At 45.4% G+C, this 22860-nt stretch carries 33 protein-coding genes and 1 tRNA gene; 8 read left to right on the top strand and 26 right to left on the bottom strand.

Going from position 1 to position 22860, the window contains the following annotated elements:
- Positions 1 to 58: 58 nt before the first annotated feature.
- Both sipW and tapA read right to left on the bottom strand, forming a co-directional pair.
- The gene (sipW, locus tag ABK447_RS07685) at positions 59 to 643 is read right to left on the bottom strand and encodes a signal peptidase I SipW (RefSeq protein ID WP_015240205.1); all 585 of its coding nucleotides are present in this window, start codon (positions 641 to 643) and stop codon (positions 59 to 61) included.
- Positions 615 to 1286, bottom strand: coding sequence for an amyloid fiber anchoring/assembly protein TapA (gene tapA / locus ABK447_RS07680; protein WP_124934997.1), 672 nt, complete (start codon positions 1284 to 1286; stop codon positions 615 to 617). Before tapA ends, sipW begins: the two co-directional genes overlap by 29 nt.
- Before the next feature lie 258 nt (positions 1287 to 1544).
- Between tapA and ABK447_RS07675 the strand changes: the two genes are divergently transcribed.
- Positions 1545 to 1874: a DUF3889 domain-containing protein gene (locus ABK447_RS07675; RefSeq protein WP_012117979.1), complete on the top strand. Its 330-nt coding sequence runs from the start codon at positions 1545 to 1547 to the stop codon at positions 1872 to 1874.
- Positions 1875 to 1913: 39 nt separating this feature from the next.
- Here the strand turns inward: ABK447_RS07675 and ABK447_RS07670 are convergent, their stop codons facing one another.
- The 9 genes from ABK447_RS07670 to ABK447_RS07630 all read right to left on the bottom strand — a co-directional run bounded on the left by ABK447_RS07670 (position 1914) and on the right by ABK447_RS07630 (position 7213).
- Positions 1914 to 2093 carry a YqzE family protein gene (locus ABK447_RS07670; RefSeq protein WP_003153093.1) on the bottom strand — a complete coding sequence of 60 codons (180 nt, stop codon included), beginning with the start codon at positions 2091 to 2093 and terminating at the stop codon, positions 1914 to 1916.
- Positions 2094 to 2149: 56 nt separating this feature from the next.
- Positions 2150 to 2527 carry a competence type IV pilus minor pilin ComGG gene (gene comGG / locus ABK447_RS07665; protein ID WP_012117980.1) on the bottom strand — a complete coding sequence of 126 codons (378 nt, stop codon included), beginning with the start codon at positions 2525 to 2527 and terminating at the stop codon, positions 2150 to 2152.
- Entirely contained in the window at positions 2528 to 3028 is a 501-nt protein-coding gene (gene comGF / locus ABK447_RS07660; protein WP_257899725.1) for a competence type IV pilus minor pilin ComGF, read from the bottom strand.
- Positions 2937 to 3251 carry a competence type IV pilus minor pilin ComGE gene (comGE, locus tag ABK447_RS07655; protein ID WP_012117982.1) on the bottom strand — a complete coding sequence of 105 codons (315 nt, stop codon included), beginning with the start codon at positions 3249 to 3251 and terminating at the stop codon, positions 2937 to 2939. Before comGE ends, comGF begins: the two co-directional genes overlap by 92 nt.
- Positions 3235 to 3672, bottom strand: a complete 438-nt coding sequence (gene comGD / locus ABK447_RS07650) for a competence type IV pilus minor pilin ComGD (RefSeq protein ID WP_043020787.1) — start codon at positions 3670 to 3672, stop codon at positions 3235 to 3237. Before comGD ends, comGE begins: the two co-directional genes overlap by 17 nt.
- The gene (gene comGC / locus ABK447_RS07645) at positions 3662 to 3928 is read right to left on the bottom strand and encodes a competence type IV pilus major pilin ComGC (RefSeq protein WP_042635730.1); all 267 of its coding nucleotides are present in this window, start codon (positions 3926 to 3928) and stop codon (positions 3662 to 3664) included. Before comGC ends, comGD begins: the two co-directional genes overlap by 11 nt.
- Positions 3929 to 3974: 46 nt before the next feature.
- A complete protein-coding gene (gene comGB, locus ABK447_RS07640) occupies positions 3975 to 5012 on the bottom strand; it encodes a competence type IV pilus assembly protein ComGB (RefSeq protein ID WP_094031834.1) in 1038 nt (345 codons plus the stop codon).
- Positions 4999 to 6069: a competence type IV pilus ATPase ComGA gene (gene comGA, locus ABK447_RS07635; protein ID WP_003153083.1), complete on the bottom strand. Its 1071-nt coding sequence runs from the start codon at positions 6067 to 6069 to the stop codon at positions 4999 to 5001. The genes comGB and comGA overlap by 14 nt, the downstream gene beginning before the upstream one ends.
- A 193-nt stretch (positions 6070 to 6262) precedes the next feature.
- On the bottom strand, positions 6263 to 7213 hold the full coding sequence (locus ABK447_RS07630) for a magnesium transporter CorA family protein (RefSeq protein WP_007408319.1): 951 nt from the start codon (positions 7211 to 7213) through the stop codon (positions 6263 to 6265).
- Positions 7214 to 7358: 145 nt separating this feature from the next.
- Here ABK447_RS07630 and ABK447_RS07625 point away from each other — a divergent pair, with 145 nt between their 5' ends.
- The gene (locus tag ABK447_RS07625) at positions 7359 to 8660 is read left to right on the top strand and encodes a hemolysin family protein (protein WP_021494315.1); all 1302 of its coding nucleotides are present in this window, start codon (positions 7359 to 7361) and stop codon (positions 8658 to 8660) included.
- A 37-nt stretch (positions 8661 to 8697) separates the two neighbouring features.
- On the opposite strand, the gene ABK447_RS07620 is transcribed toward ABK447_RS07625, so the two are convergent.
- Complete coding sequence (locus ABK447_RS07620; protein WP_007408317.1) at positions 8698 to 9528, bottom strand: STAS domain-containing protein; 831 nt, start codon at positions 9526 to 9528, stop codon at positions 8698 to 8700.
- Between the two features lie 71 nt (positions 9529 to 9599).
- On the opposite strand from ABK447_RS07620, the gene ABK447_RS07615 reads away from it, so the two are divergent.
- Positions 9600 to 9670 (top strand) — tRNA-Gln (locus ABK447_RS07615).
- A 64-nt stretch (positions 9671 to 9734) separates the two neighbouring features.
- Here the strand turns inward: ABK447_RS07615 and ABK447_RS07610 are convergent.
- Positions 9735 to 10115 carry a Spx/MgsR family RNA polymerase-binding regulatory protein gene (locus ABK447_RS07610; RefSeq protein WP_003153079.1) on the bottom strand — a complete coding sequence of 127 codons (381 nt, stop codon included), beginning with the start codon at positions 10113 to 10115 and terminating at the stop codon, positions 9735 to 9737.
- A 237-nt stretch (positions 10116 to 10352) separates the two neighbouring features.
- Here ABK447_RS07610 and ABK447_RS07605 point away from each other — a divergent pair, with 237 nt between their 5' ends.
- Positions 10353 to 10598 (top strand): DUF2626 domain-containing protein, encoded by a 246-nt coding sequence (locus tag ABK447_RS07605; RefSeq protein WP_003153078.1) that lies wholly within the window; start codon positions 10353 to 10355, stop codon positions 10596 to 10598.
- Positions 10599 to 10636: 38 nt separating this feature from the next.
- Here ABK447_RS07605 and ABK447_RS07600 read toward each other — a convergent pair whose 3' ends face one another.
- Positions 10637 to 11275, bottom strand: coding sequence for an MBL fold metallo-hydrolase (locus ABK447_RS07600; protein ID WP_015240215.1), 639 nt, complete (start codon positions 11273 to 11275; stop codon positions 10637 to 10639).
- 154 nt (positions 11276 to 11429) lie between these two features.
- Between ABK447_RS07600 and ABK447_RS07595 the strand changes: the two genes are divergently transcribed.
- The gene (locus ABK447_RS07595; RefSeq protein ID WP_003153076.1) at positions 11430 to 11603 is read left to right on the top strand and encodes a DUF2759 domain-containing protein; all 174 of its coding nucleotides are present in this window, start codon (positions 11430 to 11432) and stop codon (positions 11601 to 11603) included.
- Between the two features lie 32 nt (positions 11604 to 11635).
- Here ABK447_RS07595 and ABK447_RS07590 read toward each other — a convergent pair whose 3' ends face one another.
- From ABK447_RS07590 to ABK447_RS07570, 5 genes are all read right to left on the bottom strand, one after another.
- A complete protein-coding gene (locus ABK447_RS07590; protein ID WP_003153073.1) occupies positions 11636 to 11950 on the bottom strand; it encodes an MTH1187 family thiamine-binding protein in 315 nt (104 codons plus the stop codon).
- A gap of 5 nt (positions 11951 to 11955) precedes the next feature.
- On the bottom strand, positions 11956 to 12993 hold the full coding sequence (locus tag ABK447_RS07585) for a hypothetical protein (protein ID WP_094031836.1): 1038 nt from the start codon (positions 12991 to 12993) through the stop codon (positions 11956 to 11958).
- 72 nt (positions 12994 to 13065) lie between these two features.
- A complete protein-coding gene (locus ABK447_RS07580) occupies positions 13066 to 14193 on the bottom strand; it encodes a M14 family metallocarboxypeptidase (protein WP_094031837.1) in 1128 nt (375 codons plus the stop codon).
- 82 nt (positions 14194 to 14275) lie between these two features.
- A complete protein-coding gene (gene glcK / locus ABK447_RS07575) occupies positions 14276 to 15238 on the bottom strand; it encodes a glucose kinase GlcK (protein WP_060562623.1) in 963 nt (320 codons plus the stop codon).
- 34 nt (positions 15239 to 15272) lie between these two features.
- Positions 15273 to 15482, bottom strand: a complete 210-nt coding sequence (locus ABK447_RS07570; protein ID WP_007612586.1) for a YqgQ family protein — start codon at positions 15480 to 15482, stop codon at positions 15273 to 15275.
- Between the two features lie 251 nt (positions 15483 to 15733).
- On the opposite strand from ABK447_RS07570, the gene nhaC reads away from it, so the two are divergent.
- Positions 15734 to 17044 (top strand): Na+/H+ antiporter NhaC, encoded by a 1311-nt coding sequence (nhaC, locus tag ABK447_RS07565; protein WP_373431976.1) that lies wholly within the window; start codon positions 15734 to 15736, stop codon positions 17042 to 17044.
- Positions 17045 to 17119: 75 nt separating this feature from the next.
- Here nhaC and ABK447_RS07560 read toward each other — a convergent pair whose 3' ends face one another.
- The 3 genes from ABK447_RS07560 to rpmG form a co-directional block, all read right to left on the bottom strand.
- The gene (locus ABK447_RS07560; RefSeq protein ID WP_007408311.1) at positions 17120 to 17293 is read right to left on the bottom strand and encodes a hypothetical protein; all 174 of its coding nucleotides are present in this window, start codon (positions 17291 to 17293) and stop codon (positions 17120 to 17122) included.
- 70 nt (positions 17294 to 17363) lie between these two features.
- Positions 17364 to 17918 carry a 5-formyltetrahydrofolate cyclo-ligase gene (locus ABK447_RS07555; RefSeq protein WP_094031839.1) on the bottom strand — a complete coding sequence of 185 codons (555 nt, stop codon included), beginning with the start codon at positions 17916 to 17918 and terminating at the stop codon, positions 17364 to 17366.
- Between the two features lie 78 nt (positions 17919 to 17996).
- The gene (gene rpmG / locus ABK447_RS07550; protein ID WP_003153056.1) at positions 17997 to 18146 is read right to left on the bottom strand and encodes a 50S ribosomal protein L33; all 150 of its coding nucleotides are present in this window, start codon (positions 18144 to 18146) and stop codon (positions 17997 to 17999) included.
- Between the two features lie 346 nt (positions 18147 to 18492).
- Here rpmG and ABK447_RS07545 point away from each other — a divergent pair, with 346 nt between their 5' ends.
- On the top strand, positions 18493 to 18846 hold the full coding sequence (locus tag ABK447_RS07545) for a hypothetical protein (protein ID WP_003153047.1): 354 nt from the start codon (positions 18493 to 18495) through the stop codon (positions 18844 to 18846).
- Entirely contained in the window at positions 18843 to 19307 is a 465-nt protein-coding gene (locus tag ABK447_RS07540) for an endolytic transglycosylase MltG (protein ID WP_007408308.1), read from the top strand. Before ABK447_RS07545 ends, ABK447_RS07540 begins: the two co-directional genes overlap by 4 nt.
- 98 nt (positions 19308 to 19405) lie before the next feature.
- On the opposite strand, the gene pstB (ABK447_RS07535) is transcribed toward ABK447_RS07540, so the two are convergent.
- Genes pstB (ABK447_RS07535) through pstC form a run of 4 tightly spaced genes read right to left on the bottom strand, consistent with a single transcriptional unit; the run spans position 19406 to position 22838 of the window.
- Complete coding sequence (gene pstB / locus ABK447_RS07535) at positions 19406 to 20188, bottom strand: phosphate ABC transporter ATP-binding protein PstB (RefSeq protein ID WP_003153040.1); 783 nt, start codon at positions 20186 to 20188, stop codon at positions 19406 to 19408.
- 11 nt (positions 20189 to 20199) lie between these two features.
- Entirely contained in the window at positions 20200 to 21006 is an 807-nt protein-coding gene (pstB, locus tag ABK447_RS07530) for a phosphate ABC transporter ATP-binding protein PstB (RefSeq protein ID WP_007408307.1), read from the bottom strand.
- Positions 21007 to 21024: 18 nt separating this feature from the next.
- Entirely contained in the window at positions 21025 to 21909 is an 885-nt protein-coding gene (gene pstA / locus ABK447_RS07525) for a phosphate ABC transporter permease PstA (RefSeq protein ID WP_015240223.1), read from the bottom strand.
- Positions 21909 to 22838, bottom strand: coding sequence for a phosphate ABC transporter permease subunit PstC (pstC, locus tag ABK447_RS07520; RefSeq protein ID WP_012117997.1), 930 nt, complete (start codon positions 22836 to 22838; stop codon positions 21909 to 21911). The genes pstA and pstC overlap by 1 nt, the downstream gene beginning before the upstream one ends.
- Positions 22839 to 22860: the final 22 nt, after the last annotated feature.

The raw sequence follows: 22860 nt of genomic DNA, 5'->3' as shown, positions 1-22860 counted from the left end.
ACTCTCCCCTTACTTTTTATTTTTGTTATCAAATCCTGTCGCCAGGTTGCAACCGTATTCATGTGGAGATGGTTCCCTTTTTCGCATGTTCTTCCAGCGCTTTCGTTTTCCGCTCAATATCGCGGAGGGCGCTGACAATGACTGTTATTGAGTAAATCAAAAGCATGACGCCGGGAACGATTAACAGAATCGCCGTTCCGATCGGCTGGCTGGCCAAATGGATGACATATCCGGCATACGGAAGCTGATATCCCGTATACTGGGCCGCCACTTTTTCAGCTTGAACGGGTGCGGCATCCGGGGCGGCATTATGGTCCCCTTTTGTCTCAAACAGCAGGTTCCCGTCCTTTTTCGTGATCCCGATTATTCTGTGTGTGACGGCTGTTCCGTCATCTTGCGTAAAGGTGATCACATCCCCTTTTTCTAAGTCATTCACGTCAGAAATTTTCTTTACCGCTATGAGCGAACCCGTCTTAAATTCCGGGTCCATTGAACCCGACAGCACGGATTTCAGCGTATAGCCGAAGATGGCCGGCTCACCCCCGGAAGCCCGGGTCGAAATCACCGTTAACGTCAGCACAATAATCAAGCTGAAGATGACGGCATACAAAATATTACTGATCAGTTTCAGCGTTTTTTTCATGTTCTTCCCCGCTTTCTTTTACCGGCTCAGCCGGCTCTTTCTCCGTTTTCTTTAGATCGGAAACGGTCGCCTGTTCCCGGCATTTGACGAGTTTCATCGGTTTTGACCACTCAAATTTTTCTTCGTCCGCCGGATACCCTTCAGGCTTGTAAACCTTGAATGCGTATATGCCCGGCTGCAAAGACCGCTTTGACTCAATTTTATAAATCGTTTTGCTTTTTTTATCAGTAATAAGCCCTTTATCCACAACATTGCCGTTTCGTAAAGGCTGCTGCTGAAAAGCAATTTTATGGAGCTCCCATTTCCAGTCAGAAACAGTCCGCTCTTTTCCCTTATTCTCCAGCTCGGCATAGAGCTGAAGCGGCGCACACACGGTGCCTGACGTATCAGTTTGATTTGTTATATGTAAATCACTTTGATCCCAGCGTTCGTCATAACGGCAATCGTCATCCGTATATTGAAAATCTCCGCACGTTTGAACCTGGAGACTGAAGCTTTTTACATCATTGAAGGAGGAACTTGTATCACCTGTGAACTGAGCACATATCGTCACGGACAGGCAAAAAATGAACGAAAGCCGTAAAAATAGCATCATCCGCCATCTCACCTTGCCCTTTTTTTCCATTCGCAACAATCGGAACATGCCTTACCCCCTGTAAAACTGTTAATAAATATGACAACCGTTCTCTTTAAAGAACTGTATGAACAAAGTATAATCAAGGATTATCGTCTTGAAAAATGTCAAAATCGGTCAAATTGTTCGTTTTTAAGAATGGTATCTTTTAAAAACAGCGTTTTGCTTCAAATTACACACCTTTTTGGAATTTTTTCTAATAAAACGTGAGAAAATAACGAGGTGCCTAGAACAAAATGGAAAGTATATACAGCGAAAGGACGAAGAATGATGATCAAACAAAGTCTGATTTGCCTTTCTCTTCTTGTTTTCGGGGTTTCAGGAACAGCTCAGGCGGAAACGGTGCCTTATTATGCTGTTCACCATAAATCAAAATGGGAAAAGTTAGCAGAAAAGGAAGCTAAAAAAAGATATCCGCTCGCCCAAACGTTATTTATTCAAAAGGTGTGGGATCGGAAAAGAACGGACGAAGCAGTCAAGCAATACCACTTGACATTGCGGGATGGCGCAAAAGAATTTGGCGTGTTTGTTACGATTTCTTTTAATCCCTACAGCCAAAAGGTAAATAAAATTGCCGTCATTGAGGAATACCAATAAGGCCCTCCTGTATCAGGAGGACCTTTCGTGTGATTCACTTTATTTTTTCCGCTGCATCCACAGCTTAAAACTATACGGCAATATTCCGAACCAGTGCTGAGAAGCCGGCACTTTCTTTTCTTTCCGCACTTCTTTTCGCTCTCTCCGTTCCTGTTTCGGCGTATCGAAATATTTAACGAATTGCTCAGTCATATATTTTACATAATCATTTGTTTTCACGGCTCTCACCTCATAGTGCTGTCTTTACTATGAAGTGTTGTCCCGCCGCCTCTTTTTTATACTTCCGTCCATTGAATCAGCTGTTTCTTCTTCTGATCGAACAAAAGGTGAGCCTCCCGTCTCGTTCCTGTCGTTGTTTCCGCCTGAATTGTAACCTGAACCGTTTCCCGGCGATCACTCCCCGTGATGTGAAAAGAAACGGTGCCATACGGAAAACGCTGTGTACCAGTTTGGACCTTTTGTCCCTGTGTCATATGGCGGCTTGACAGCAGCACGCCGTTTTGGAGCAGATTCTCTCCGATCCAGTACTCCCCGGCCTCTTTTGCAAATGTTTTTCGGGTGATGAAATCAGACGAAGTATAGCTGATGACAAGTAAAACTGCGGCAGAAACAAACAGAACCGCGGGATATATAAAACCGTCAGATTTGTACATTTAATCACCTTTAAAAGAGCTGTAAACCGGAATGACCGCCTGATTCTTTTGACCTGCAACGCTTGAGATCTCTAATAAGAGCAGGCCGTTTTTCACATCAGCCGTTAATGATGCCGCGTTTTGCAGGATCGGCACGTGGCCTTTTCCGTTTACTCTTTTCCTTATCATCTTATGATAAATTTCAAAACGCACTTCTTCGCCCCCGGTTTTCCGGCATGCTAACGCCCGTCCGCCGTCCTCCGGCTTCACAGCCTCAGCCTGTTTACATTCGTTCATGATCTGCTGAACGGCAATTTGATGCTCCCGGCTGTCTAATCCGCCGTTATCGGCCCGGTTTGATAAAAACAGATGTAAAATCGGGCCCAAGGTGCCTGATAGGAAAAGACAGACTGCCAAGGAGAACAAAACATTAAGAAGCGTAAAGCCAGTCTGTTTTGAGAATGCTGAGGCACATTTCTTTTTCGCTGCGGTCAGCCGTACACACTTTGTAATACTCACCATCCTCCTTCCACTTCACACCGGGAGACGGCGGCTTTTTTCCGGTCATCATATAAGTGCTGATATGTTTCTGAAGAAGCTGGTACGCTTCCTGGCGATCTTCTATTTTCAGACCATCTGTCAGCATGCCCGTCCAGACCGGAATGATAGACGTCATAAGGAACAGCCAAATGGCCATTGCTGATAGTGTTTCAATAGTAGAGAACCCCTTATTTCCGTTTAGCATGAACATTTCCGCTCCCTAAGTAAACTGTGATCTCATAGGTGAACCCGGCGCTCTTCAATTGAATCTTTCCTCCCGAATTCGGATGGCCTTTTTCGTTAAATTCAAGGCTCTCCGGTAAAGTCACAAGTGTAATGTGAAGCGAGTCAAAAGAACGCTCGACAATCCTTCCGCCTGACTGCAGTTTGTATTTATGCTCTTTTGGAAGAAAAGTGATTTTTGTTCTTTTATGTTCTGCGATAGCCGTTTCCTGAGCAAGCTGAATATCTTTTTGGAGCAGTTCTGTTTTTTGCCGCACGGCAAGGTGGGTGTAGGCCGGCGGAACCGTCGTGAACAAAACCGTCAGCAGGACGGACGCCAGGCTTAACACAATCAGGCTTTCAAGAAGGGTAAACCCATTTTCTGTCCGCCTGTTATTGTTCAACTGTAACTTCTCCGCCACTAATTAAGATCTGTTTACCATTCGGGCAGGCTGTATTCTTTTTGATATACCCCTCTGATTGTAAATCGTTCATATCCGGCATTTTACCTTCATGATCGATTTCGTACGCCGTCACTTGGGCTTTCACCATATTCTGCAGTCCTTCACAGCCTTTATGCTGAATGCTTTGATTATGTTTTGTAACGTTAGGAATGGTGATTAAAAGCAGAATGGAAACGATAAATAAAACGATCAGCATTTCAATTAAAGTAAATCCATCTTGATTTTTCAGACGAAGCACTCCCTTACATTTGGTTCATCATCTGGTACATCGGCATCAGCATTGACATGTAGACAATTAAAATCATACCGGCCACAACACCGTAAATGACAGGCTGGAGAATGCCGGTATACTTCGCCGCGTTTTGTTCAAGACGCTCCATCATAAACTGGCTGTACGTATAAAGTTCGCGGTGAAGCAGGCCGTTTGCCTGTCCGTGGCTGACTGCAGCCGCAAGGTCTTTTTCATAACACGGATGCCCGGAAAGAGCGGATTCTATGGTTTCTCCGGCTTTCAGACGTGTAATGAGCATCTCTGCTTCTTCACGATAAAAAGGCAGAAAAGATTGTTCTTTAAAAGCTGTTAAGCTGTCATAGATCGATAGGCCGGATTTCAGAAGACTGCTGAGCTGTAAAGAGAAAAAGTAGCTGTTAAAAAGAACGGCCGCTTTTCCTAATAGTGGTATTTTCACAACAATCAGCATTTTATCTTGCGGGGATTTTTTTTTACATAAGAACCAAACGTACAAAAACAAGCAGAAAGCGGCGGACAGCGCCAGTGCGCAGGCTTCATGAAAATGCCGAAAAAACGCAAAGATGAAAGCAGTCGCACCGGAAGTATTCATATTCATTGATTGATAAATCCCAGCAAACTGCGGAACAATTAAACTTTGCAGGATATAAAACATGACACAGACGGAAGAAATTAAAAACATCGGATACCGGAGCATTTTTTTGATTTGATTCGTCTGCATGAGCTTTCTCTGTAACAAGTCGCCGCTTTGTTTCATCGCCCCCGGCAATTCCCCGTGTTTCTCCGCGAAATAGCAGATAGAGACGGCTTCTTTGTGAAAAGACAGTGTCTCAAGCACTTGGTAAAACGCATCACCTTCCCTCAGCCGGCGGATTCCGTCCGTCAGCTCTGCAAGCTGACGTTTATGCAGCTGGAGTTGCAGCAGCCTGAGCCCTTCAATCAGACTGTATCCTTTTTCCGTCATTTCACCGAGCCTTTTCAAAAAAGCCGCTTGATCCTTCAAGGGCCAGGTTCGTTTAATCCGCTTCATGATACACCCACCGATCGTAATTGTCGGTCGTGACATAGCCGAGCGCGATTCCTTTTCTGATCAGCCTGCGGAGCGTCTGATATTGAAAATTGGCGTGCTCTCCCTTTGCTTCCTGAAAGCATTGGGTGAGGTTTTTCCCGTAGAGCAGTTCATAAATGCCCGCACGGCGTGTCTGCCTGTACATCCGGCAGTACACGGAACAGTTTTCCTCTTTGCAGAACGGACATGTTAAATCAACCAGACGCTGAGCGGCAATAGCAATGACGGTTTGTTCAATTTCTGTCATGTTCACGCCGAACTCCAGCAGCCTGTATATGGCGCCCTTAGCATCTCTTGTATGCAGGCTTGAAAGAACGAGGTGTCCCGTCATGGCCGCGCGGACTGCGATTTCAGCCGTCTCGGCATCTCTGATTTCCCCTAAGATGATCATATCGGGATCATGTCTTAAAATCGCTTTTAAACCGGCGGAATATGTGACTCCGGCTTTTTCATTCACCTGAACTTGCAACACATCCTCATCTCTTGTTTCTACGGGGTCTTCAAGCGTGACAATACGCCGGTTGAAATGCCTTTTTGCATAGTTGACAAGCGAGTAAAGAGTGGTCGTTTTTCCAGATCCGGTGGGGCCGGTAAACAGAAGCAGGCCGTGCGAATGCTTCAGAAAGGACAATAGTGCGGCGCCTGCCCCCCGAAATAAGGACAGTTTATCCAGAGGGGGAATCTGCCGCTTAGGCAAAAGCCTGATGACAAGACTTTCATCATTCATTGTCGGCAAGGTTGACATTCTTAAATGAACGGTTTCCGTCGGAAGCGGCAGAGACAATGACCCGTTTTGCGGCTTACGTCTTTCTCCTATATCCATGGCCGATAAAAACTTAAAATGAGAAATAAGCCTTACGCATTCCTCTTTTTTTAAGACTCTTTTTTTCACAAGAGCATGGCCGATGCGAAAATGAATGAAAGCATCCTTTTCTCTCGGCACAATGTGTATATCTGAAGCCCTTGCCGTATAGGCCTCGTTTATGATGTTCCTGCTGTATGTTTCAATATTTTTCACAAGACTTCCCTCCTTCCGCACGTATTGTAAATCAGATACACAGAAGCCGGCAAAGGAGAGATTATGCGTTTTACAGTGTGTAAAACGTAAAATAATAAAAAATAAGCCCCCTGACATTGATTTACCGAATGAAATCGGGAACCATTCGGCCATTTTCAGCCATCAAAAAAAAGCAGGCGTATGCCTGCTCTTCTTAGCGTTTCTTTTCTTTCCGCAAATATTTTTTTTGATGCTCCCTCAAAATGTCCCCTGTCCAGCCTTTCTGCCGCAGATAAATATAAATCAGCAGGGTTGATACAATAATGAGCACGATGGAACAAATATACGCATATTTCCAATGAAGCTCCGGCATGTTATCAAAGTTCATCCCCCAGAGAGCTCCAAGCGCCGTCATCGGTGTAAAGAGAGTTGTAAAGATCGTCAAGGCTTTCACAATTTCATTTCCTCTTTGGGAGGTAATGACTTCCTCGGCGTGCAGCAGATTGCTCAATTCCTGATCAAACTCATTGATATATGTAATTCCTCTTTCCATCTTTTGATGAGCTCTGAGGTAATCTTTCTGCCTGTCATTCTTCGGAAGAAAAGCTTCTTTTAAAGCCATTTCCACTTTTTTAGCCCCCAGTGTAAGGCCTTTCCAAATGAACAGCTCATGGCGCAGTTTATGCACATTTTCCAAGATTCCTTTGCTGTTGTCATCATGAATCTGCCATTTCAGCGTCCGCTGCTTGACTTCAAATTCATCCAGTCCGATCAGATAGGAATTCATCAGCTCTCCCAGCAGAACAAAAAAGCCTTCAATCGGATTTTCACAGGTTTGAATCTGCTGTGTGGCATGCTTTTCTTTTACACCGCGCAGCAGCGAAAAATCAAAATTAATCGTAAAAAAGAAGTCTCTCGTAATATAAAAGTGAAATACGGTATGGTTTTTTTCATCATCTAATCCTTGATGATAGATTAAAGAACCGAAAACCGCTTCATTATTCTGATCATTTGTATCTGAGCGCAGAAAGTTTATATGATTTTCATGTTCAAACCACTTTTCGCATTGCGGCCAGTGATTGTGATGAATCATTTTTTTCGCTTCTGTTTTTTCATGCGGACCGAGCTGGTACCACAGCCAGTCCGCACCCGAATGTACCTTCATCTCTTGTCATCCTCCAGTATCGCTTTCTTGTTTTATTACCGTAAATGAAGCAGGCTAAACCAGGTTCGATGTTTGAGCAGCTTTCTACAGTGGTATTATTCCGAAAAAAGGGAGGTGCAAGCCTTCCTTCGCGGAAGGCGTTACATTGTATATCATCAAACTGTCTGCCATCGTACTATTTATTTTATTAACGGCGTGTTTTGTCGCCATAGAGTTTTCAATCGTTAAAGCAAGGCGCTCCCGCATTAATCAGCTCATTGAGGAAGATGTAAAAGGAGCAAAAGCAGCCAAGCATGTCATTACACACCTCGATGAATATTTATCGGCATGCCAATTGGGCATCACCGTCACCGCTTTGGGAATCGGCTGGCTGGGTGAACCGACAGTCAAAGCAATGCTTCAGCCGTTATTTTTAAAGACCGGAGTTCACGAAGCGGTTGCCCAAGTCCTGTCATTGATCATCGCCTTTCTGCTGGTTACATATGTGAATGTCGTTATCGGCGAACTCGCCCCGAAAAGTTTTGCTATCCAAAAAGCCGAGCGGATTACACTTTTGTCTGCCAGACCGATGATTTTGTTTTATAAGTTAATGTTTCCGTTCATCTGGCTGCTCAATCATTCCGCCCGCCTGATTACAGCCATGTTCGGCTTGAAGCCTGCTTCCGAACATGAAATGGCTTATACGGAAGAGGAATTGCGGGTGCTCCTTGCCGAAAGCTATCGAAGCGGCATGATTAAAAAAAGCGAGCTGCATTACGTAAATAACATTTTTACATTTGATAAGCGCACTGCCAAAGAAATTATGGTGCCCCGGAATGAAATGGTGAGTCTGCCGTTAGACAGCGGATCGGGACATATGCTCCGGGACATTATCAAAACAAATAAATATACCCGGTATCCCGTAGTAAAAGGAGATAAAGATCATGTAGTCGGCATCATCAATATAAAAGAAGTTTTATTCAGATTCCTGTCAGAAGGAGCGGCGTTTACAAAACACGAACTCAGCCCTTACATCCAGCCGGCGATCCATGTGATTGAGACGATTCCGATTTATCAATTATTCGTTAAAATGCAGCGGGAACACGCCCATATGGCCATTCTCATTGATGAGTACGGCGGAACCGCGGGATTAGTAACGGCGGAAGACATCATTGAAGAGATCGTCGGCGAAATCCGCGACGAATTTGATACGGATGAAACACCTTCCGTTCAAAAGCTTGGGAAGAACCGCTATCTCCTGAACGCCAAATTGCTGATCAGCGACGTCAATGATGTACTCGGAACAGAGATTACGGCTGATCAAGTCGATACACTCGGGGGCTGGTTTCTTACTCAGCATATTGACGCGAAGCCCGGGAGCACCATTGATTTTGAAGGCTACACATTTACGGTAAAAGAAATCGACAGCCATCATATCATTACGATTGAAGCTGACAAAGCTGAATAGCTGAGGGAGACATCCCTCCCGGCCATTCAGCTTTTTATCATCTTAATGATTCTTTTACGATAAATCCGTTTTTTGCCAGCGCTTTCGCCAGACTCTGCTCCGTTTTCACCTGAGAAAAATCGATGCCGAGCTTCACGACGGTCTGCGCGATTTCCGGCCTGATGCCTGAGATTGTCGTTTCTATGCCAAGAAGTTTTGTGCTGTCAATCACTTTAAAAATCTGATAAGCGACCATCGTATCCACAATCGGCACACCTGATATATCTAAAAATAAATAAGAAAGACGGAGTGAAGAACATTGGTCAAGCACCGATTCCAAAATCATTTTTGCCCGGTAGGTGTCAATTTCGCCGACGAGCGGCAAAATTCCAATACCGTCGGCAATCGGCATAATCGGCGCACTTAGTTCGTTAATCATTTCTTTTTGGGCGTTTAATTGTGTAACCGTCACTTTATAATATTCCTCTGTAAATACTTCAATCATATGGTCAATTGCTTTGTTCAGCTTCTCTCCCCAATGGAATACCGCATTCGCCCCAGGCTTCTCAGACATTGTTTCACAGCACGTCTGTATGCGGTTCCAGACCAATCTCCGGAATTCTTTAAAGCTCGTGACGCTTTCATAGACCGGTACTTCATGGACGGCCCGGTCCCTTGCGAACTGAAGCGCCCATTTTGTCAGCTCCTCTTCTCCGCCGTCTTTTTCCGATAAAATGCCGGCAACGATTTCAATTAACAGACGGTGCTGCATTTCCGCTTTCTGATCATCTGAAGGCCGCCCCGATTTTGGTATGAGCAGCCACTGGCGTGTGATTTCACCTGATTCTTCAATTAAGGTTCGAGATAATGTTTCACTCAAATGTTTCACGTGTCTCCTCCATTCAAATTCCTTTGTATGTATAAATCGGCGCCGGACGCACATACTGTAATTACATCCGATGGGCTATAGCCAAGCGGTAAGGCAATGGACTTTGACTCCGTGATCGTTGGTTCGAATCCAGCTAGCCCAGTCCCGCAACCGCAAAAAACGAAGATTAGCTGATAAATTTTGATCAGCGGATCTTCGTTTTTCTCTTATGATACAGATTGATGTACCGTTTTTTTCTTCGTCAGCTTCATCAGTTCTCCCGGATTGTATCCGATAACGAGCTTATTGCGATCGATCAGAATCGGACGCCGCAGCAGTTTCGGCTTCTCAGTCAAAAGCTTCAGCACTTCATTTACAGTCATTTCTTCAATGTTCAGGTTGAGATTTTTAAATGTTTGACTTCTCGTCGCCAATATTTCATCAATTCCTTCAGTCGTTAATGATAAGATCTGCTTCAATTCATCAATTGTCGGTGTCTCCCTGAATAGATGGCGCTCTTGAAAGTCAACATTGTGGGCTTTTAACCAATGTTTCGTTTTTCGGCATGATGTGCAGCTCGGGTATGAATAAAAAATAAGTTCTTTCATTTTTAAAAATTCCTCCCTCGGATAATCCGTCTCTTTGTTAACATAAGTACCCTGAACTTTTTTTCATTAAACATATTTCCAAAAAGATTTTTCGGATCTTTTTGAGAGAGCGGCATAAGATATAAAACACAGGGAAAGACATAAATTCCACAATAAATATAATCATGAAAATGTTTACATTTTGAGTGCCGATCTATTATAATAAACTTCAGATAGACTCTCGGGAGGGGATAAGGAATGAATCGCATGTTCCGGGTGTTAGGATTTTGGACGGGGATATTTGCAGTCATGTTTTTTTTAGGGGGCATGAAAGACGCTTCACTTTTGTTTTTTGGACAGACGATCTTTTTCGTATTTCTTTCTTATTTGAATCTGACTGAGCGGATGTATATTTATATTTTCGGAGCTTACTTAACCGTATTTTTCGCCGGATTTACATATTACTCTATTTTTATTATGACACCGGGCGGCGGAACCCACTGACAGAAAAAGACAGACCGTTATGGTCTGTCTTTTTTCATTTACAGTGAAAAACCATTGATAAACGGGTTTCGCTCCTGCTCTGTCTGAATATCCGTTTCCGGCCCGTGCCCGCTTAACACAAGTGTATGTCCGGGAAGCGTGAGCAGTTTTTGATGAATGGAATCAAGCAATACGTCCTGACTTCCGCCCTGTAAATCAGTTCGGCCGATGCCTCCCTGAAAGAGCACATCACCTGAAATCACCAGATCCGCGTCCTTCACATAATAAGAAACGCTTCCCGGTGAATGTCCCGGCGTAAACAATGTCTCCAAATGGAAAGGCCCGATGTCCAAAATGCCGTCGCCTTCGATGAGCCGTTCGGCGGGCCGTGCCGTTACGGCGATGCCCCGCAATATGCCCGATCCGTTTAAGGAAGAGTCCTCCAGCCACTTTTCTTCATTTTTGTGAAGATATACGGGAACATCCCATCTGTCTCTTACTTCGTCAAGCGCGCCGATATGGTCAAAATGGGCGTGCGTCAGTAAGATGGCCAGCGGCTTCAGATTGTTTTCTTTTATGTAATTGTTGATTTTGTCCGCTTCTCCGCCCGGATCAAAAATAAGACAGGACTGATCCTCACTGACAAGAAAATACGCGTTTGCCTGAATCGGACCGGCCGGCATTCGTCTCCATTTCACTTTCATCACCTCTTTATGTATATGCCCTTATTATGAAGGTTTTCTGCGGAAGATTCAATGAATGCGGCCGGGAAAACGCTATCGACAAACAAAATGAAAACGGTTAAAATGAAATGGAAAGATTTTCAGGTTCCAATGACAAAGGAGGAGCATGATGTTACTTGTTGTAATCTTCGGCCTTGTCGCATTATTAGCTGTATTAGGAGTCCTGCGGGCTGTCAGACAGAGAAATATCCTGGGATTTTTGTTAGCCGCCGCCACGCTGGGCGTGTTTGGCTGGTTTACCGTAATGACCGTTGTAACCAGCGGCTATCCGACTGCACATTAAAAGCCTGTATCCAATGGATACAGGCTTATTTTTTATTGCTGCAAATGTTTGCTGACACTTTTGATTTTGCTCTCCAGTGTCGTTTCTTTATCACGTCTGTCATCAATGCGGATATTTGTCGCCACTCTGTGCAGCCCTTTTTGGAACGGGGCTTCGTGAATGTCCTGAATGACTGCGAATAAGTCGCTCAGCTCACCTTCAATCAAAGTGTTCATCGGCGTGAGCTGAAATTTGATTTTGCCGGCAGCTTTGTAACCCTCCAAAATGTTTTGCACATCAGCTACATACTCACTGACACTCGGTGTTTTTGTTCCGATCGGAATGATTGTGACATCTGCAATTGCCATTTGGTTCAAACTCCTTTTTCATTTGTTATGATTGGTTCTGTCATGCCTGTTTTCAGTGAAATCAGACGGTCATACGTAAAGCCGTATAAAGCGTATTCCCCGTTCGGAGAGATCTGAATCGGCTCCATTTCCGTGTTTTTGAGCACCGTCCGCTCCCGTTCGTCTCCTAAGTCAAAGCTGATCAGATTGTAAGAGCGGCCTTCAGGCTTAAATATGTAAAACCGCTTGTGTGTCTGATCGTAATCATACTCCATCGGCGCGAAGCTCTCATACTTTTTTTGGAGAGGAAAGCGGTGCGTCACGGATGCCGGCTTTTGGAAAAGGAACTCGCCGTCTCCGTCCGATTGATCCGTTTGTCTGACGGCAATCGTCATGCCCGGGCGGGAATCGGCCCAGATGACGTGATGAAGCACTCTTTTTTCTTTTTTTGTCTGCAAGTGATAAGAATATAAAGGACCCTCTTCCTCCGTTTTTCCTTGCTTGATATATTGGAATTCATCAGTGGAGGTCCAATGGACAAAAGGGGCCTGAACGGGACTCTTTTTTAAAATGCCGTTGTTCATATCGGCCGTATAGGCAGTGAAGTCCCATGTTTCAGTAAAAACGGTAATCATCATTTGATACGGGTCATACGGATTCCAAGCCGTCTCCAGCTCATAAGAGTTAAAGGCTTTGTGATAAAGTCTTTTCCCCTGCTTGTTCATAAGCACAAGCTCAGTCTGACCGCTGCTTGTCACCTGTACGAGAATCAGCTGTTTTTTCCGGCATATCTTTACATTGACAATATTGCCCTTTGTTTCATAGAGCCGTTCGGATTTTCCGCTGAAAAGATCATATTTCATCAGCTGATGATGTGCTGTATACAGGATCGTTCTGTTATCCAGCCATCCTTCCGTTTTCTCCGCTTCCTTTTTACTGAGCGGAACGATTTTCTGTTCTGCCGATTTTGCCGAAACGCCTGTGTCTTGCTGCTGATGAGATGGTTCACAGGCCGCTAAACACAGAACGAGTGCTGACAGCAGAACACAAACCAAGTATCTCACCAGCCTTCCCTCCATTCTTTTCTATTGTCCCATATTTGTTTATGTAAACAAATGAGAAATTTCACAGATGTCTCAAAAAACAAGCGACCTCCACAAAATACCTTCCGTCGCTTGATAAATATCAGCAAACTGATGAAAAGGCAAAGGGTTTTTTCCCTTCCCGAGCTCAATGGTATAGCCCTCTTTTCCATACTGCTGTATAAACCAATCCCTAAAACCGGCATGGCTGTCAATGGTTTTTACGCCTTGATAGCGGTTTCCGCTTATCGCTTCAAACTCCCGAATCATCCGGGATGATTGCTCGGGTTCACATCCTTCGTATCCCCAATAAATCTCTTCTCCCTGCGTATGAAGCGCGATCATCCGGTCAGGCGGCTGTTCCGTTATCAGCCGGTGCATTGCCTGCGCCTCCGGTTCAGTGAGCGGCGCCGTCCCCGGAAAATCACGGTATGAAGGGGCTTTCGGTTTGCGCCTCTGTTCAATATCCCAATTGGATGGGAAATGTTTATTTAAATCCACACCGTTTATATTCGCCTTCCATTCGCGGAAATCCGGGCGCTGCTCATTTAATTCATTAAGAAATTCATTTTTTTCTGATAAATCTTCACATCCGTAAAGTACGAGATCAACACCGTCGGGATTTACGAGCGGAACGAATGACAATGATGTCCGGCTGAATATATCAAGCGCAGAGTGCCCGAAAACGGTTTTATTTTCGCATAATGCCGCGCAATATTCTTTACACCATTTAAGCGCGACCGAGGTGGTGATCCATTCATTGGCATGAAATGAGGCGTTTACATGGACTTTTCTTTCAGCCGTATCCGCACCTATTTTCAGCTCATAAAGCGGCTTTCCCAATACGGAACTGCCGATTTTACGGCACGTGACAAACGGAAAGACATCCGTTATTTTCTCAATTTCTTCATAAACCGATTGGGACCCGTACACCTTTTCTTCCTTCACCCATTGATCAGCGGAAAGAGTCCTTTCACAGTGCCGGATGTATCGCGAAAGCCCGCTCAGCGTCTCAAGCGGCGGACCCTCTGACTGCCCGCTCACGGCAAAGCCGGGGCAAAATAATTCATCGTTTTCCGCCGTTTTATCAGCGGCTTTCAACAGTTTTTCATCAATTGAAAGCACCTTTGCAATATCTTTCATATGCTGTTTCAATTCAGGTTTGACACGAATTCCCGCCATGTTCATCCCCCTTTTTTAAAAACTATATGACAGGGGAGATAAAAAAAGAAAGCCGCCCGCGATATGGGCAGGCAGACTTTCTTCAGCAGTTTTGATGTTTGAGCCATTCATTTTTGGCAATCCACGCCCCGCCGATGACTCCGGCGTCATTTCCAAGTGCCGCAATCGAAATATCCGCCGCTTCCGCAGAACGCGGGAATGCGGTGATTTTGAAAGTCTCTTCCACTTTTGACCGCAGGATTTCACCCGCTTTGGACACGCCTCCGCCGAGCACGATTTTCGTCGGATTCATGGCGCTTGCCAGATTTCCGAGCACGAGGCCTAAATGTTTTGCGACATAATCGACGACTTCAAGCGCTGTCTTATCCTGCTGTTTAGCCGCTTCGAACACGTCACGTGCCGTCAGATCGCGCACTTGTAAGAGCGAAGAGTCGGAAACAGCCGCAAGCTTTTCTTTCGCGATGCGGACGATGCCGGTTGCGGACGCAATCGTTTCGATGCAGCCGGATTTTCCGCAGTTGCACGGAGCTCCTCCTTCCGGAATACTGCAAATATGACCGATTTCTCCGCCGGCCCCGTTTTTACCGTGAACGATTTCTCCGTTGACGATGATGCCTCCGCCGACTCCGGTTCCGAGCGTCACTAAAATGACATCTTTGGCCCCGTCACCTGCACCCTTCCACATTTCTCCGAGCGCCGCGATATTGGCATCGTTTTCAATGACGGCCGGAATACCCGTTTCCGCCTCGAGATGGTCTTTCAGCGGATAGTTTTTCCACCCCATATTTGTCGTCTCATAGACCACTCCCGTCGCCATTTCCACGGGTCCGGGCGCTCCCATTCCGATCCATTTTACGATCCGTTTCGGCTTGTTCAGTTCTTCCAGCTTCTGGTCAAGCGCTTTGGCGATCGTGACCGTAATTGTGTTTCCTGATTTATCGGTCGGAACTTCCCATTTATGCTGAATTTCACCGTACATGTTGATGAAGGCCAGCTTGATGGTTGTCCCGCCAAGATCAATCCCCGCAAACCATGTATCTTCCATAATAATCTCCTTTTCTTATTAAAATCCTGCTTTGTTATCTGCCTTTGATCCGCTCCGATTCTCTCTGAAGAACACCGGCGGCTTTTTGCCATAATTCTCTTTCAATCACGTTTGACAAGTACATTTCCTTTAATTCATCTTTCATAAAGTCAATTTCGGCTTGTCTGTCACCGAAATAAACGATATGTCCGAATGACTTAAACAGCTGCTGCACGTCATAAAATGAATTCATCTGCTTCACCATTTCTATTCTTCTTAGTATAAGCGTATTTCATCACTGATCCGGGCGTCAAGCAAAAAACGATTGGAGAAAATATCCTTGTATTATTTTCATAAATTGTATATTCACAATTGTAAAAAAACACTCATTTATGCGTTTTTCTGTTACAATACTTTCGTGCCCAAAAGCACAAAAGGATTAAAGTTTGATGGGGTGTTGTTTTGAAACAAGAAAAAAGGCTGACGTTCATCTCAGCCATCAGTTTATTTGTCTTGATGTTAGCAGTCATTATGTCCTGCCTGTTTTTCTTTCATACAGAGCCGCATATGCCGCTGTTCTTTTGCGTCATTATTCTGTCTCTGGCAGGTTTGTGGCTCGGTTTCTCGTGGGAGAGTCTTGAAAAAGGAATTGTCAGCGGATTGAAAAACGGTGTGCAGCCGATTATCGTACTGGCTTTGATCGGTATGCTGATCGGCGCCTGGATGTACAGCGGCGCCATTCCCACCGTCACCGTTTACGCTTTGTCAATTATACAGCCGAGTCAGCTGCTTTTGACCGCATTATTTTCCTGCATGATTATCAGCACGCTTGTCGGCTCAAGTCTGACAACTGTCAGTACAATCGGCGTCGCGCTGTTAGGGGTAGCAAGCGCGGCGGGAGTTCCGCTCGAATGGACGGCGGGAGCAGTCATTTGCGGGGCTTGTTTCGGTGATAAAATGTCACCGATGTCCGACACGACGAATTTTGCCGCCGGAATCGGCGAAATTCCGATTTTTAAGCATATTCGCCATATGATGGGCACTACCGTTCCGGCACTGCTGATCACGATTGTTCTTTTTTATATTCTCGGTTCATCGGTTTCAATAAATGCCGCTTCAACGCAAAATATTGAGGCGGTCATTTCCGGAATGAAAGAGGCCGTGCACATTACGCCTTGGTCGCTTCTTTCACCTCTGTTGGTGATCATTTTAGCTGTGAGACGGATTTCCGTGATTCCGGTGCTTACCGCCGGTATTATTTCCGCAGGGCTTCTGACTGCTGTTTTTATTCCTGACAGCAGCATTCAAGGATTTATATCCGCCCTGCAAAGCGGGACGGCGTTTAAAACCGGCGACCAGGCTGTGGCCAGCATTATCAACAGAGGCGGGCTCCAATCGATGATGGGATCAGTCTCTCTGATCATGATCGCCTTTGCGCTCGGCGGCCTGATGGAAAAAACGGGCCTGATCGCGGCGCTGCTTCAAGGATTGATAAAAGGCGTGCATACGAAAGGACGTCTTGTCATGGCGACCGTCTTCTCAAGTATAGGCGTAAACCTTGCGACAGGTGAGCAGTATTTGTCGATCTTAATTCCGGGTCAATCTTATAAACCTTTATATGACAAGCTCAGCATTAAGCGAATTCACCTTGCGCGGTCGCTTGAGGACGGCGGAACATTGATCAACCCGCTGATTCCCTGGGGAGTAAGCGGCGCTTTTATGGCAAGCGCATTAGGGGTTCCCGTCATCGACTACCTGCCGTTTACCTTTTTCCTGTACATTTCTCCTATGATCTCAATTCTGCTCGGTTTCCTGAAAAAAAGCTGACAATACGAGAAAACCTGCCGTTTTTTACCGGCAGGTTTTCTTATGCAAAAAATCCCGCTGAAAAACGGGATTTGTTTAAAATGCCTGCTGAATGAATTTGTTTCTGATAAACGGTATTTTTAAAAAGAAATGAATGAATGACCGTCTGATCCCCGGCTGGCTGAGCACGCTGTTCATCAGACGGTAGCGGTTTTGGTAAACGGCTAAAACAGATACGGCGCATAATGAGTAGATCAACAATTTTTTCATCTTATCCCTCCTGCCCCTATCGTTTGTCAAACAGCGAGAATTATTCCGGTGCAAGAAGTTTTTTATGCGATTAAGCGATGGTTTCAGATTCAGTCACGATCATATCGACCGGAATATCGTGGGGCATGCGGGGAATGCGGTCTGTCAGCTGGCAGTCAAAGAGAAGCGACACGGTACGGCCTTTATAACCGGAGAGGTACCGATCATAATATCCTCCGCCGTATCCGATTCTGAAGCCTTCCCGGTCAAAAGCCACGCCGGGCACAATCACAAGGTCAATGTCATTTTGGGCGGCTTTTTCCGTCTGGCTCTCGATCGGTTCACTGAGGCCCGCATATACGGTTTCCAGCTGATCATACGCAGAAAATGTACGGAACTCCATCGCTCCCGTCTGCGGAAAGCATTTTGGGATACAGACTTGTTTTTTCTCTTTCCAGGCCTGTTCAATAATCGGCCGTGTCGGAATTTCCAGGCGTGTCGAGATGGTAACGGCGATCACGCGGGCCTGTTTCCATTCTTTTAAAGAAAACAGCGTTTCACGCATGCTGCGGCATTTTTTTTCCCATTCACTTTCTGTCATGTCAGAAAGCTTTGCTTTTATAGCGGTTCTGATTTGTGCTTTCACGTTTCTCAAACCTCCCTGAAAGACAAAAAAGCCAGAACTTTATTGAAAGCTCCAGCTTTTTCCGCTGTTTTAAACAGCTTATTTTGTTTCACGGTGTAACGTAGATTTTTTATCACGTGGGCAATATTTTTTAAATTCAACGCGGTCCGGATTGTTGCGTTTGTTCTTTTTAGAAATATAGTTACGCTCACCACATTCAGTGCAAGCCAAAGTAATATTAACGCGCATTATTTTCCCTCCAAACTAAATATCATTTACTTATTCAGACTTATATATAATACCACTATAATGGACGGAATGCTAGAGTGATTTACATGAAATGTTGTTTAAGTGCAGAAAACATCAGTTTATGCTTCTGATCCTCTGAATGAGCTTGCGTCAGATGAAGGGAAAATATGACGAAACAGGACAAAAAAGGACTTTCTGATACGAAATCTATAGAGAAATAACCGTTTGCTCCCCGAATAAAAAAGATTTCCCGACAAAATTCCGTTTTTTTCTCTATTTCCTTTAGAATGGCGGCGTTTTATGGTATAAAAAAGAAGGGCAAATTAATAATAGAAGGTGATGAAACGTGGAAATTGCTATTATTGCGTTGTTTATCGTCAGTATAGCGCTTATTGCATTCTCATATTCTCAAAGAGATCCGATGAAAGACGTGGAACAGGAGCTTGAAACGCTTCAGCTTTCCGCCATGCAGGAAATTTACAAGCTGAAAAAGAAAATGACGGTGCTTGAAGAAGAATTGCTGGAAACCAACCTCGTGATCCGCAAAGCCAAAAGCAGCGGCATTAACCAAAAAATCGCCAAACAAATCATTTCAAAATATAACAACGGAATGTCTGCGGAAGCCATCGCAAAAGCGGAGCACGTGTCTGTCGAGGACGTCAATACCATTATTAAAGATAATGAGAAGGTGCTCGTATGACAAAACGGGGCATTCAGGCTTTTGCAGCAGGCATGATTTTAGCGACGGCCGTTCTCGCCGCTGTCTTCTATTTGACTGACCATGACCAGGCAGCCGCCGTTAAAACCGAAAAAACAGCATTGACAGAAAAAGAAGTAAACAGCTACCTCGACGATCAGCAAAAAGTCTCCGTCAACCGGGATGACTATCAAAAACTGCTTGATTCTAAAGAAAAATCGTTAAACAACGACCAAAACACAGACGCCAAAAAGAAAAAAGTAACATACAAACTGACGATTAAAGACGGAATGAGCACTGCTGATGTGTCATCCATTCTTGAAAAAGAAGGGATTATTCCTTCAGCGAAGGACTTTAATGATTACGTCATTGACGCAGGCTACCATAAAGAAATCCGCGCCGGCCATTTCAAAGTCGACTCAGATATGAGCTTTAAAAAAATCGTCAAAACATTAACCCGCTAAAAAAGCTTGCAGGCATCGTCCATTCAGATGGATACGGCCGGCAGGCTTTTTTAATAGGCAGTATAAAACGGACCCGGTCAATGGCCGGGCCCGTTTTTTTATCCAAATTTTCCGGTGATATAATCATGTGTTTTTTGATGATCCGGCTGAGAAAATATTTTGCCCGTATCGCCCCACTCTACCAGTTCGCCCATATAGAAAAACGCGGTTTGATCAGAGACCCTCGCAGCCTGCTGCATGTTGTGCGTCACAATGACGATTGTATACTTTTCTTTCAATGTCAAAATCAGCTCTTCTATTTTCCGCGTGGACACGGGATCAAGAGCAGACGTCGGTTCATCCATCAGAAGGACGTCCGGTTTTGTGGCGAGCGCCCTTGCGATGCACAGCCGCTGCTGCTGACCGCCTGACAGTGAAAGCGCCTGCTGGTGAAGGCGATCTTTCACTTCATCCCAGAGCGCAGCTGCCTTTAAAGATTCCTCGGCGATTTCAAGCAGTTTCTTTTTATTTTTTTCGCCGTGAATTCTCGGACCGTACACGACATTCTCAAATATTGACTGGGGAAACGGATTGCCTTTTTGAAACACCATACCGATCTGTTTTCTTAATTCTGCCGCATCCGTCTTTTCTTTCAGCAGATTGCGCCCGTTATAGATCATGTCGCCTGTCACTTTGACATTCGGGGCCATTTGCAGCATTAAGTTTAATGTTTTAATAAAAGTGGATTTCCCGCAGCCGGACGGACCGATGATCGCAGTTACCTTCCGCTCCTCAAAACCGATCGTAATGTCCTTTAAAGCCTGATGGGCTCCGTACCATACGTTCATGCCGTGAATATCAAATAAATTCTGTGTGTGCACCGCTTCCTTCACAAGGCTCACAGTCCTTCCCCCTATCCGAACTTTCCGTTAATGTAGTCATCTGTCTTTTGCGCTTTAGGACTCGTGAAAATTTGTTCTGTCTGCCCGTATTCCACCACTTCCCCGTTTAAAAAGAAAGCCGTTCGGTCAGACACCCTCAGCGCCTGCTGCATGTTATGCGTAACGATAATAATCGAATAATCTTTTTTCAGTTCTGTCAAAAGCGTCTCGATTCTGGCGTTTGAAATAGGGTCCAGAGCTGAGGCCGGTTCATCTAAAAGTAGCACGGCAGGTTTCATCGCAAGCGTACGGGCGATACAAAGACGCTGCTGCTGGCCGCCAGATAACGAAAGAGCCGATGAATGAAGCCGGTCTTTGACTTCATCCCAAAGCGCCGCCTTCGTTAAGCTTTCCTCGACCGCATCATCCAAAACGGCTTTCCTGCGTTCCCCCGCATACTTCAGCGCATGTGTGATGTTATTGTAAATGGATTTCGGGAACGGATTCGGTTTTTGAAACACCATACCGATCTCCCGTCTGAGAGACACGACATTAATCGCTTCCCCCAAAATATTCAGCCCTTCATAAAGGATCTCTCCCTCGCTTCTTGCAAAAGGAATGGCATCGTTCATTCTGTTAATCTGTCTCAAAAATGTTGATTTCCCGCAGCCGGAGGGACCGATCAGAGCCGTCACCGCATGTTTTTCAATATCCATGTTTACATCTTTAACCGCTTGTTTGTCACCGTAATAAATTGATAAATGCTTCACTTCCAAAATTGAAGACTCCGGCGAACGCTTTGTCTGTTCCGCTTGTTCCCTGATGATGTGATCAATCATGTTTTCGCCTCTTTCCGATTAATTTGCCGTAAGCTTTTTATAAATGACAGATCCGAGCCATCTTGCACAAAGGTTAAACAAGAGCACCGAAATCACCAGCACCGCCGAGCCGCCGTTTGCAATCGCTTCGGCGTCAGGGATGATTCCCTGCGTATTGACACTCCATATATGAACCGCCAGCGTCTCAGCCGGCCTGAAAATGTTGAAAGGAGATGATTCAGAAAACGGGTTCAAATCCGTAAAGTTCAGCCGCGGCGTTGTCAGTCCCGCTGTAAATAACAATGCGGCCGCTTCTCCGAATACTCTTCCGGATGCGAGAATGGCACCGGTTAAAATCGAAGGAATCGCACTCGGAACCAGCACCGTTTTGACGGTATGCCATCTCGATACGCCTAAAGCGAGAGAAGCTTCTTTCAGCTCCTTAGGAACTGCAGTGAGCGCGCCTTCCGTCACCCGGACCATAACGGGAAGGTTAAAGACCGTTAATGCGAGCGCGCCCCCGATAATCGTGTAACCCCATCCGGTCAGGTTTACAAACATCAGCATGCCGAACATCCCGATGACAATGGACGGAAGCGAAGACAGCACCTCAATACACGTTCTGATAAAATCAGTGATTTTATTTTGGGGCGCATATTCAGCCATAAAGACGCCGCCCCCCACTCCAAGCGGTATCGTGATCAGCATGGTGATAAACAGAATGTAAAAGGAGTTAAAAAGCTGATCCCGTATTCCGCCGCCTGACGCAATGGCGCTCGATTTTGACGTAAGAAAATGCAAGGAGATTTCAGAGACGCCGTGAATAAGAATGTACAAAAACAATCCTGCCAAAATCGCCGCAATTACAGCGGCGCATAACCCGAATACACCGGTGGCCAATTTATCCGTTATTTTCCGGTTCATTACACTTTCCTCCTAGACGACAAGTAGCGTATGAGCAATATAAACAGAAACGACATGATGAGAAGAACGAGCCCCATAGACCATAACGTATTATTTTCAATACTGCCGTATGTGGTATGGCCCATGTTTAACGTAATAATCGTCGTTAATGTTCCCGCCGTATCAAGCAGGCTTTCCGGCAGAAGCTTTGTATTTCCGATAACCATCTGTACGGCGAGTGCTTCTCCGAACGCTCTTGCCATCCCGAGCACGACGGCGGTCAGCAATGTCGGAAACGCCGCCGGGATAAGCACCTTTCTGATTGTCTGCCACCTCGTCGCACCAAGCGCGTATGAACCGTCGCGAAGATGTTTCGGAAGTGACGCAAGCGCATCAGCGGAAATCGATGTAACAGTCGGCAGAATCATTACCGAGAGTACGATCGTCCCCGCCAGAAGGCTGTGACCCGTTCCGCTTGATTTAAATGAGCCGATAAACGGAACCAATACTGTAAGACCTATGAATCCATAAACGACGGACGGAATGCCGACAAGCAGCTCAATTACCGGCTGCAGCACCTTTTTTCCCCAAGTCGGCGCAATTTCCGTCATAAACACGGCACCCGCAATTCCGAGGGGCGCTGCGATCAGAGCGGACAGAACCGTGACCGCAAATGATCCGAAAATAAAAGGCAGCGCGCCGAACTCAGGTTTTGCCTGGGTTGGATTCCAATTCAGACTTGTTAAGAACTCAATCGGGCTTACACCATTTACAAAAAAAGATTGCAGCCCCTTAATGCCGAGAAAAATTGTGATCGCCGCTGATGCCGCAATGATAATCGCGGCACACACAGACACAATCACCCTTCCGCGGACTTCATCCATTTGCCTGTTTTGTTTTGAGCTTATTAAGCGTTCGCTTACAGACTCTTTTTCTCTGTGATTTATCATTTGTTTACACTCCTATAAGGAA

It is taken from the genome of Bacillus sp. hwrm1 (genome assembly GCF_040207805.1).
GTDB lineage: Bacteria > Bacillota > Bacilli > Bacillales > Bacillaceae > Bacillus > Bacillus velezensis.
The sequence above is the reverse complement of the archived record's forward strand: the minus strand, read 5'-3'. Positions and strand labels throughout refer to the sequence as shown.

Bases quoted from the DNA above. Each gene is read 5' to 3' on its own strand.
- ABK447_RS07595 (WP_003153076.1), top strand. From the start codon at position 11,430: ATGTTACTTGTTGTAATCTTCGGCCTTGTCGCATTATTAGCTGTATTA.
- glcK (WP_060562623.1), bottom strand. From the start codon at position 15,238: ATGGAAGATACATGGTTTGCGGGGATTGATCTTGGCGGGACAACCATC.
- pstC (WP_012117997.1), bottom strand. From the start codon at position 22,838: ATGATAAATCACAGAGAAAAAGAGTCTGTAAGCGAACGCTTAATAAGC.
- comGB (WP_094031834.1), bottom strand. From the start codon at position 5,012: ATGAAGCGGATTAAACGAACCTGGCCCTTGAAGGATCAAGCGGCTTTT.
- comGC (WP_042635730.1), bottom strand. From the start codon at position 3,928: ATGCTGATCGTTTTATTTATCGTTTCCATTCTGCTTTTAATCACCATT.
- ABK447_RS07570 (WP_007612586.1), bottom strand. From the start codon at position 15,482: ATGGTGAAGCAGATGAATTCATTTTATGACGTGCAGCAGCTGTTTAAG.
- ABK447_RS07610 (WP_003153079.1), bottom strand. From the start codon at position 10,115: ATGAAAGAACTTATTTTTTATTCATACCCGAGCTGCACATCATGCCGA.
- ABK447_RS07605 (WP_003153078.1), top strand. From the start codon at position 10,353: ATGAATCGCATGTTCCGGGTGTTAGGATTTTGGACGGGGATATTTGCA.
- ABK447_RS07590 (WP_003153073.1), bottom strand. From the start codon at position 11,950: ATGGCAATTGCAGATGTCACAATCATTCCGATCGGAACAAAAACACCG.
- sipW (WP_015240205.1), bottom strand. From the start codon at position 643: ATGAAAAAAACGCTGAAACTGATCAGTAATATTTTGTATGCCGTCATC.
- comGE (WP_012117982.1), bottom strand. From the start codon at position 3,251: ATGCTAAACGGAAATAAGGGGTTCTCTACTATTGAAACACTATCAGCA.
- comGG (WP_012117980.1), bottom strand. From the start codon at position 2,527: ATGTACAAATCTGACGGTTTTATATATCCCGCGGTTCTGTTTGTTTCT.
- comGF (WP_257899725.1), bottom strand. From the start codon at position 3,028: ATGGTGAGTATTACAAAGTGTGTACGGCTGACCGCAGCGAAAAAGAAA.
- ABK447_RS07540 (WP_007408308.1), top strand. From the start codon at position 18,843: ATGACAAAACGGGGCATTCAGGCTTTTGCAGCAGGCATGATTTTAGCG.
- ABK447_RS07580 (WP_094031837.1), bottom strand. From the start codon at position 14,193: ATGGCGGGAATTCGTGTCAAACCTGAATTGAAACAGCATATGAAAGAT.
- rpmG (WP_003153056.1), bottom strand. From the start codon at position 18,146: ATGCGCGTTAATATTACTTTGGCTTGCACTGAATGTGGTGAGCGTAAC.
- nhaC (WP_373431976.1), top strand. From the start codon at position 15,734: ATGTTAGCAGTCATTATGTCCTGCCTGTTTTTCTTTCATACAGAGCCG.
- pstB (WP_007408307.1), bottom strand. From the start codon at position 21,006: ATGATTGATCACATCATCAGGGAACAAGCGGAACAGACAAAGCGTTCG.
- ABK447_RS07630 (WP_007408319.1), bottom strand. From the start codon at position 7,213: ATGAAGGTACATTCGGGTGCGGACTGGCTGTGGTACCAGCTCGGTCCG.
- ABK447_RS07675 (WP_012117979.1), top strand. From the start codon at position 1,545: ATGATGATCAAACAAAGTCTGATTTGCCTTTCTCTTCTTGTTTTCGGG.
- tapA (WP_124934997.1), bottom strand. From the start codon at position 1,286: ATGTTCCGATTGTTGCGAATGGAAAAAAAGGGCAAGGTGAGATGGCGG.
- ABK447_RS07560 (WP_007408311.1), bottom strand. From the start codon at position 17,293: ATGAAAAAATTGTTGATCTACTCATTATGCGCCGTATCTGTTTTAGCC.
- pstA (WP_015240223.1), bottom strand. From the start codon at position 21,909: ATGAACCGGAAAATAACGGATAAATTGGCCACCGGTGTATTCGGGTTA.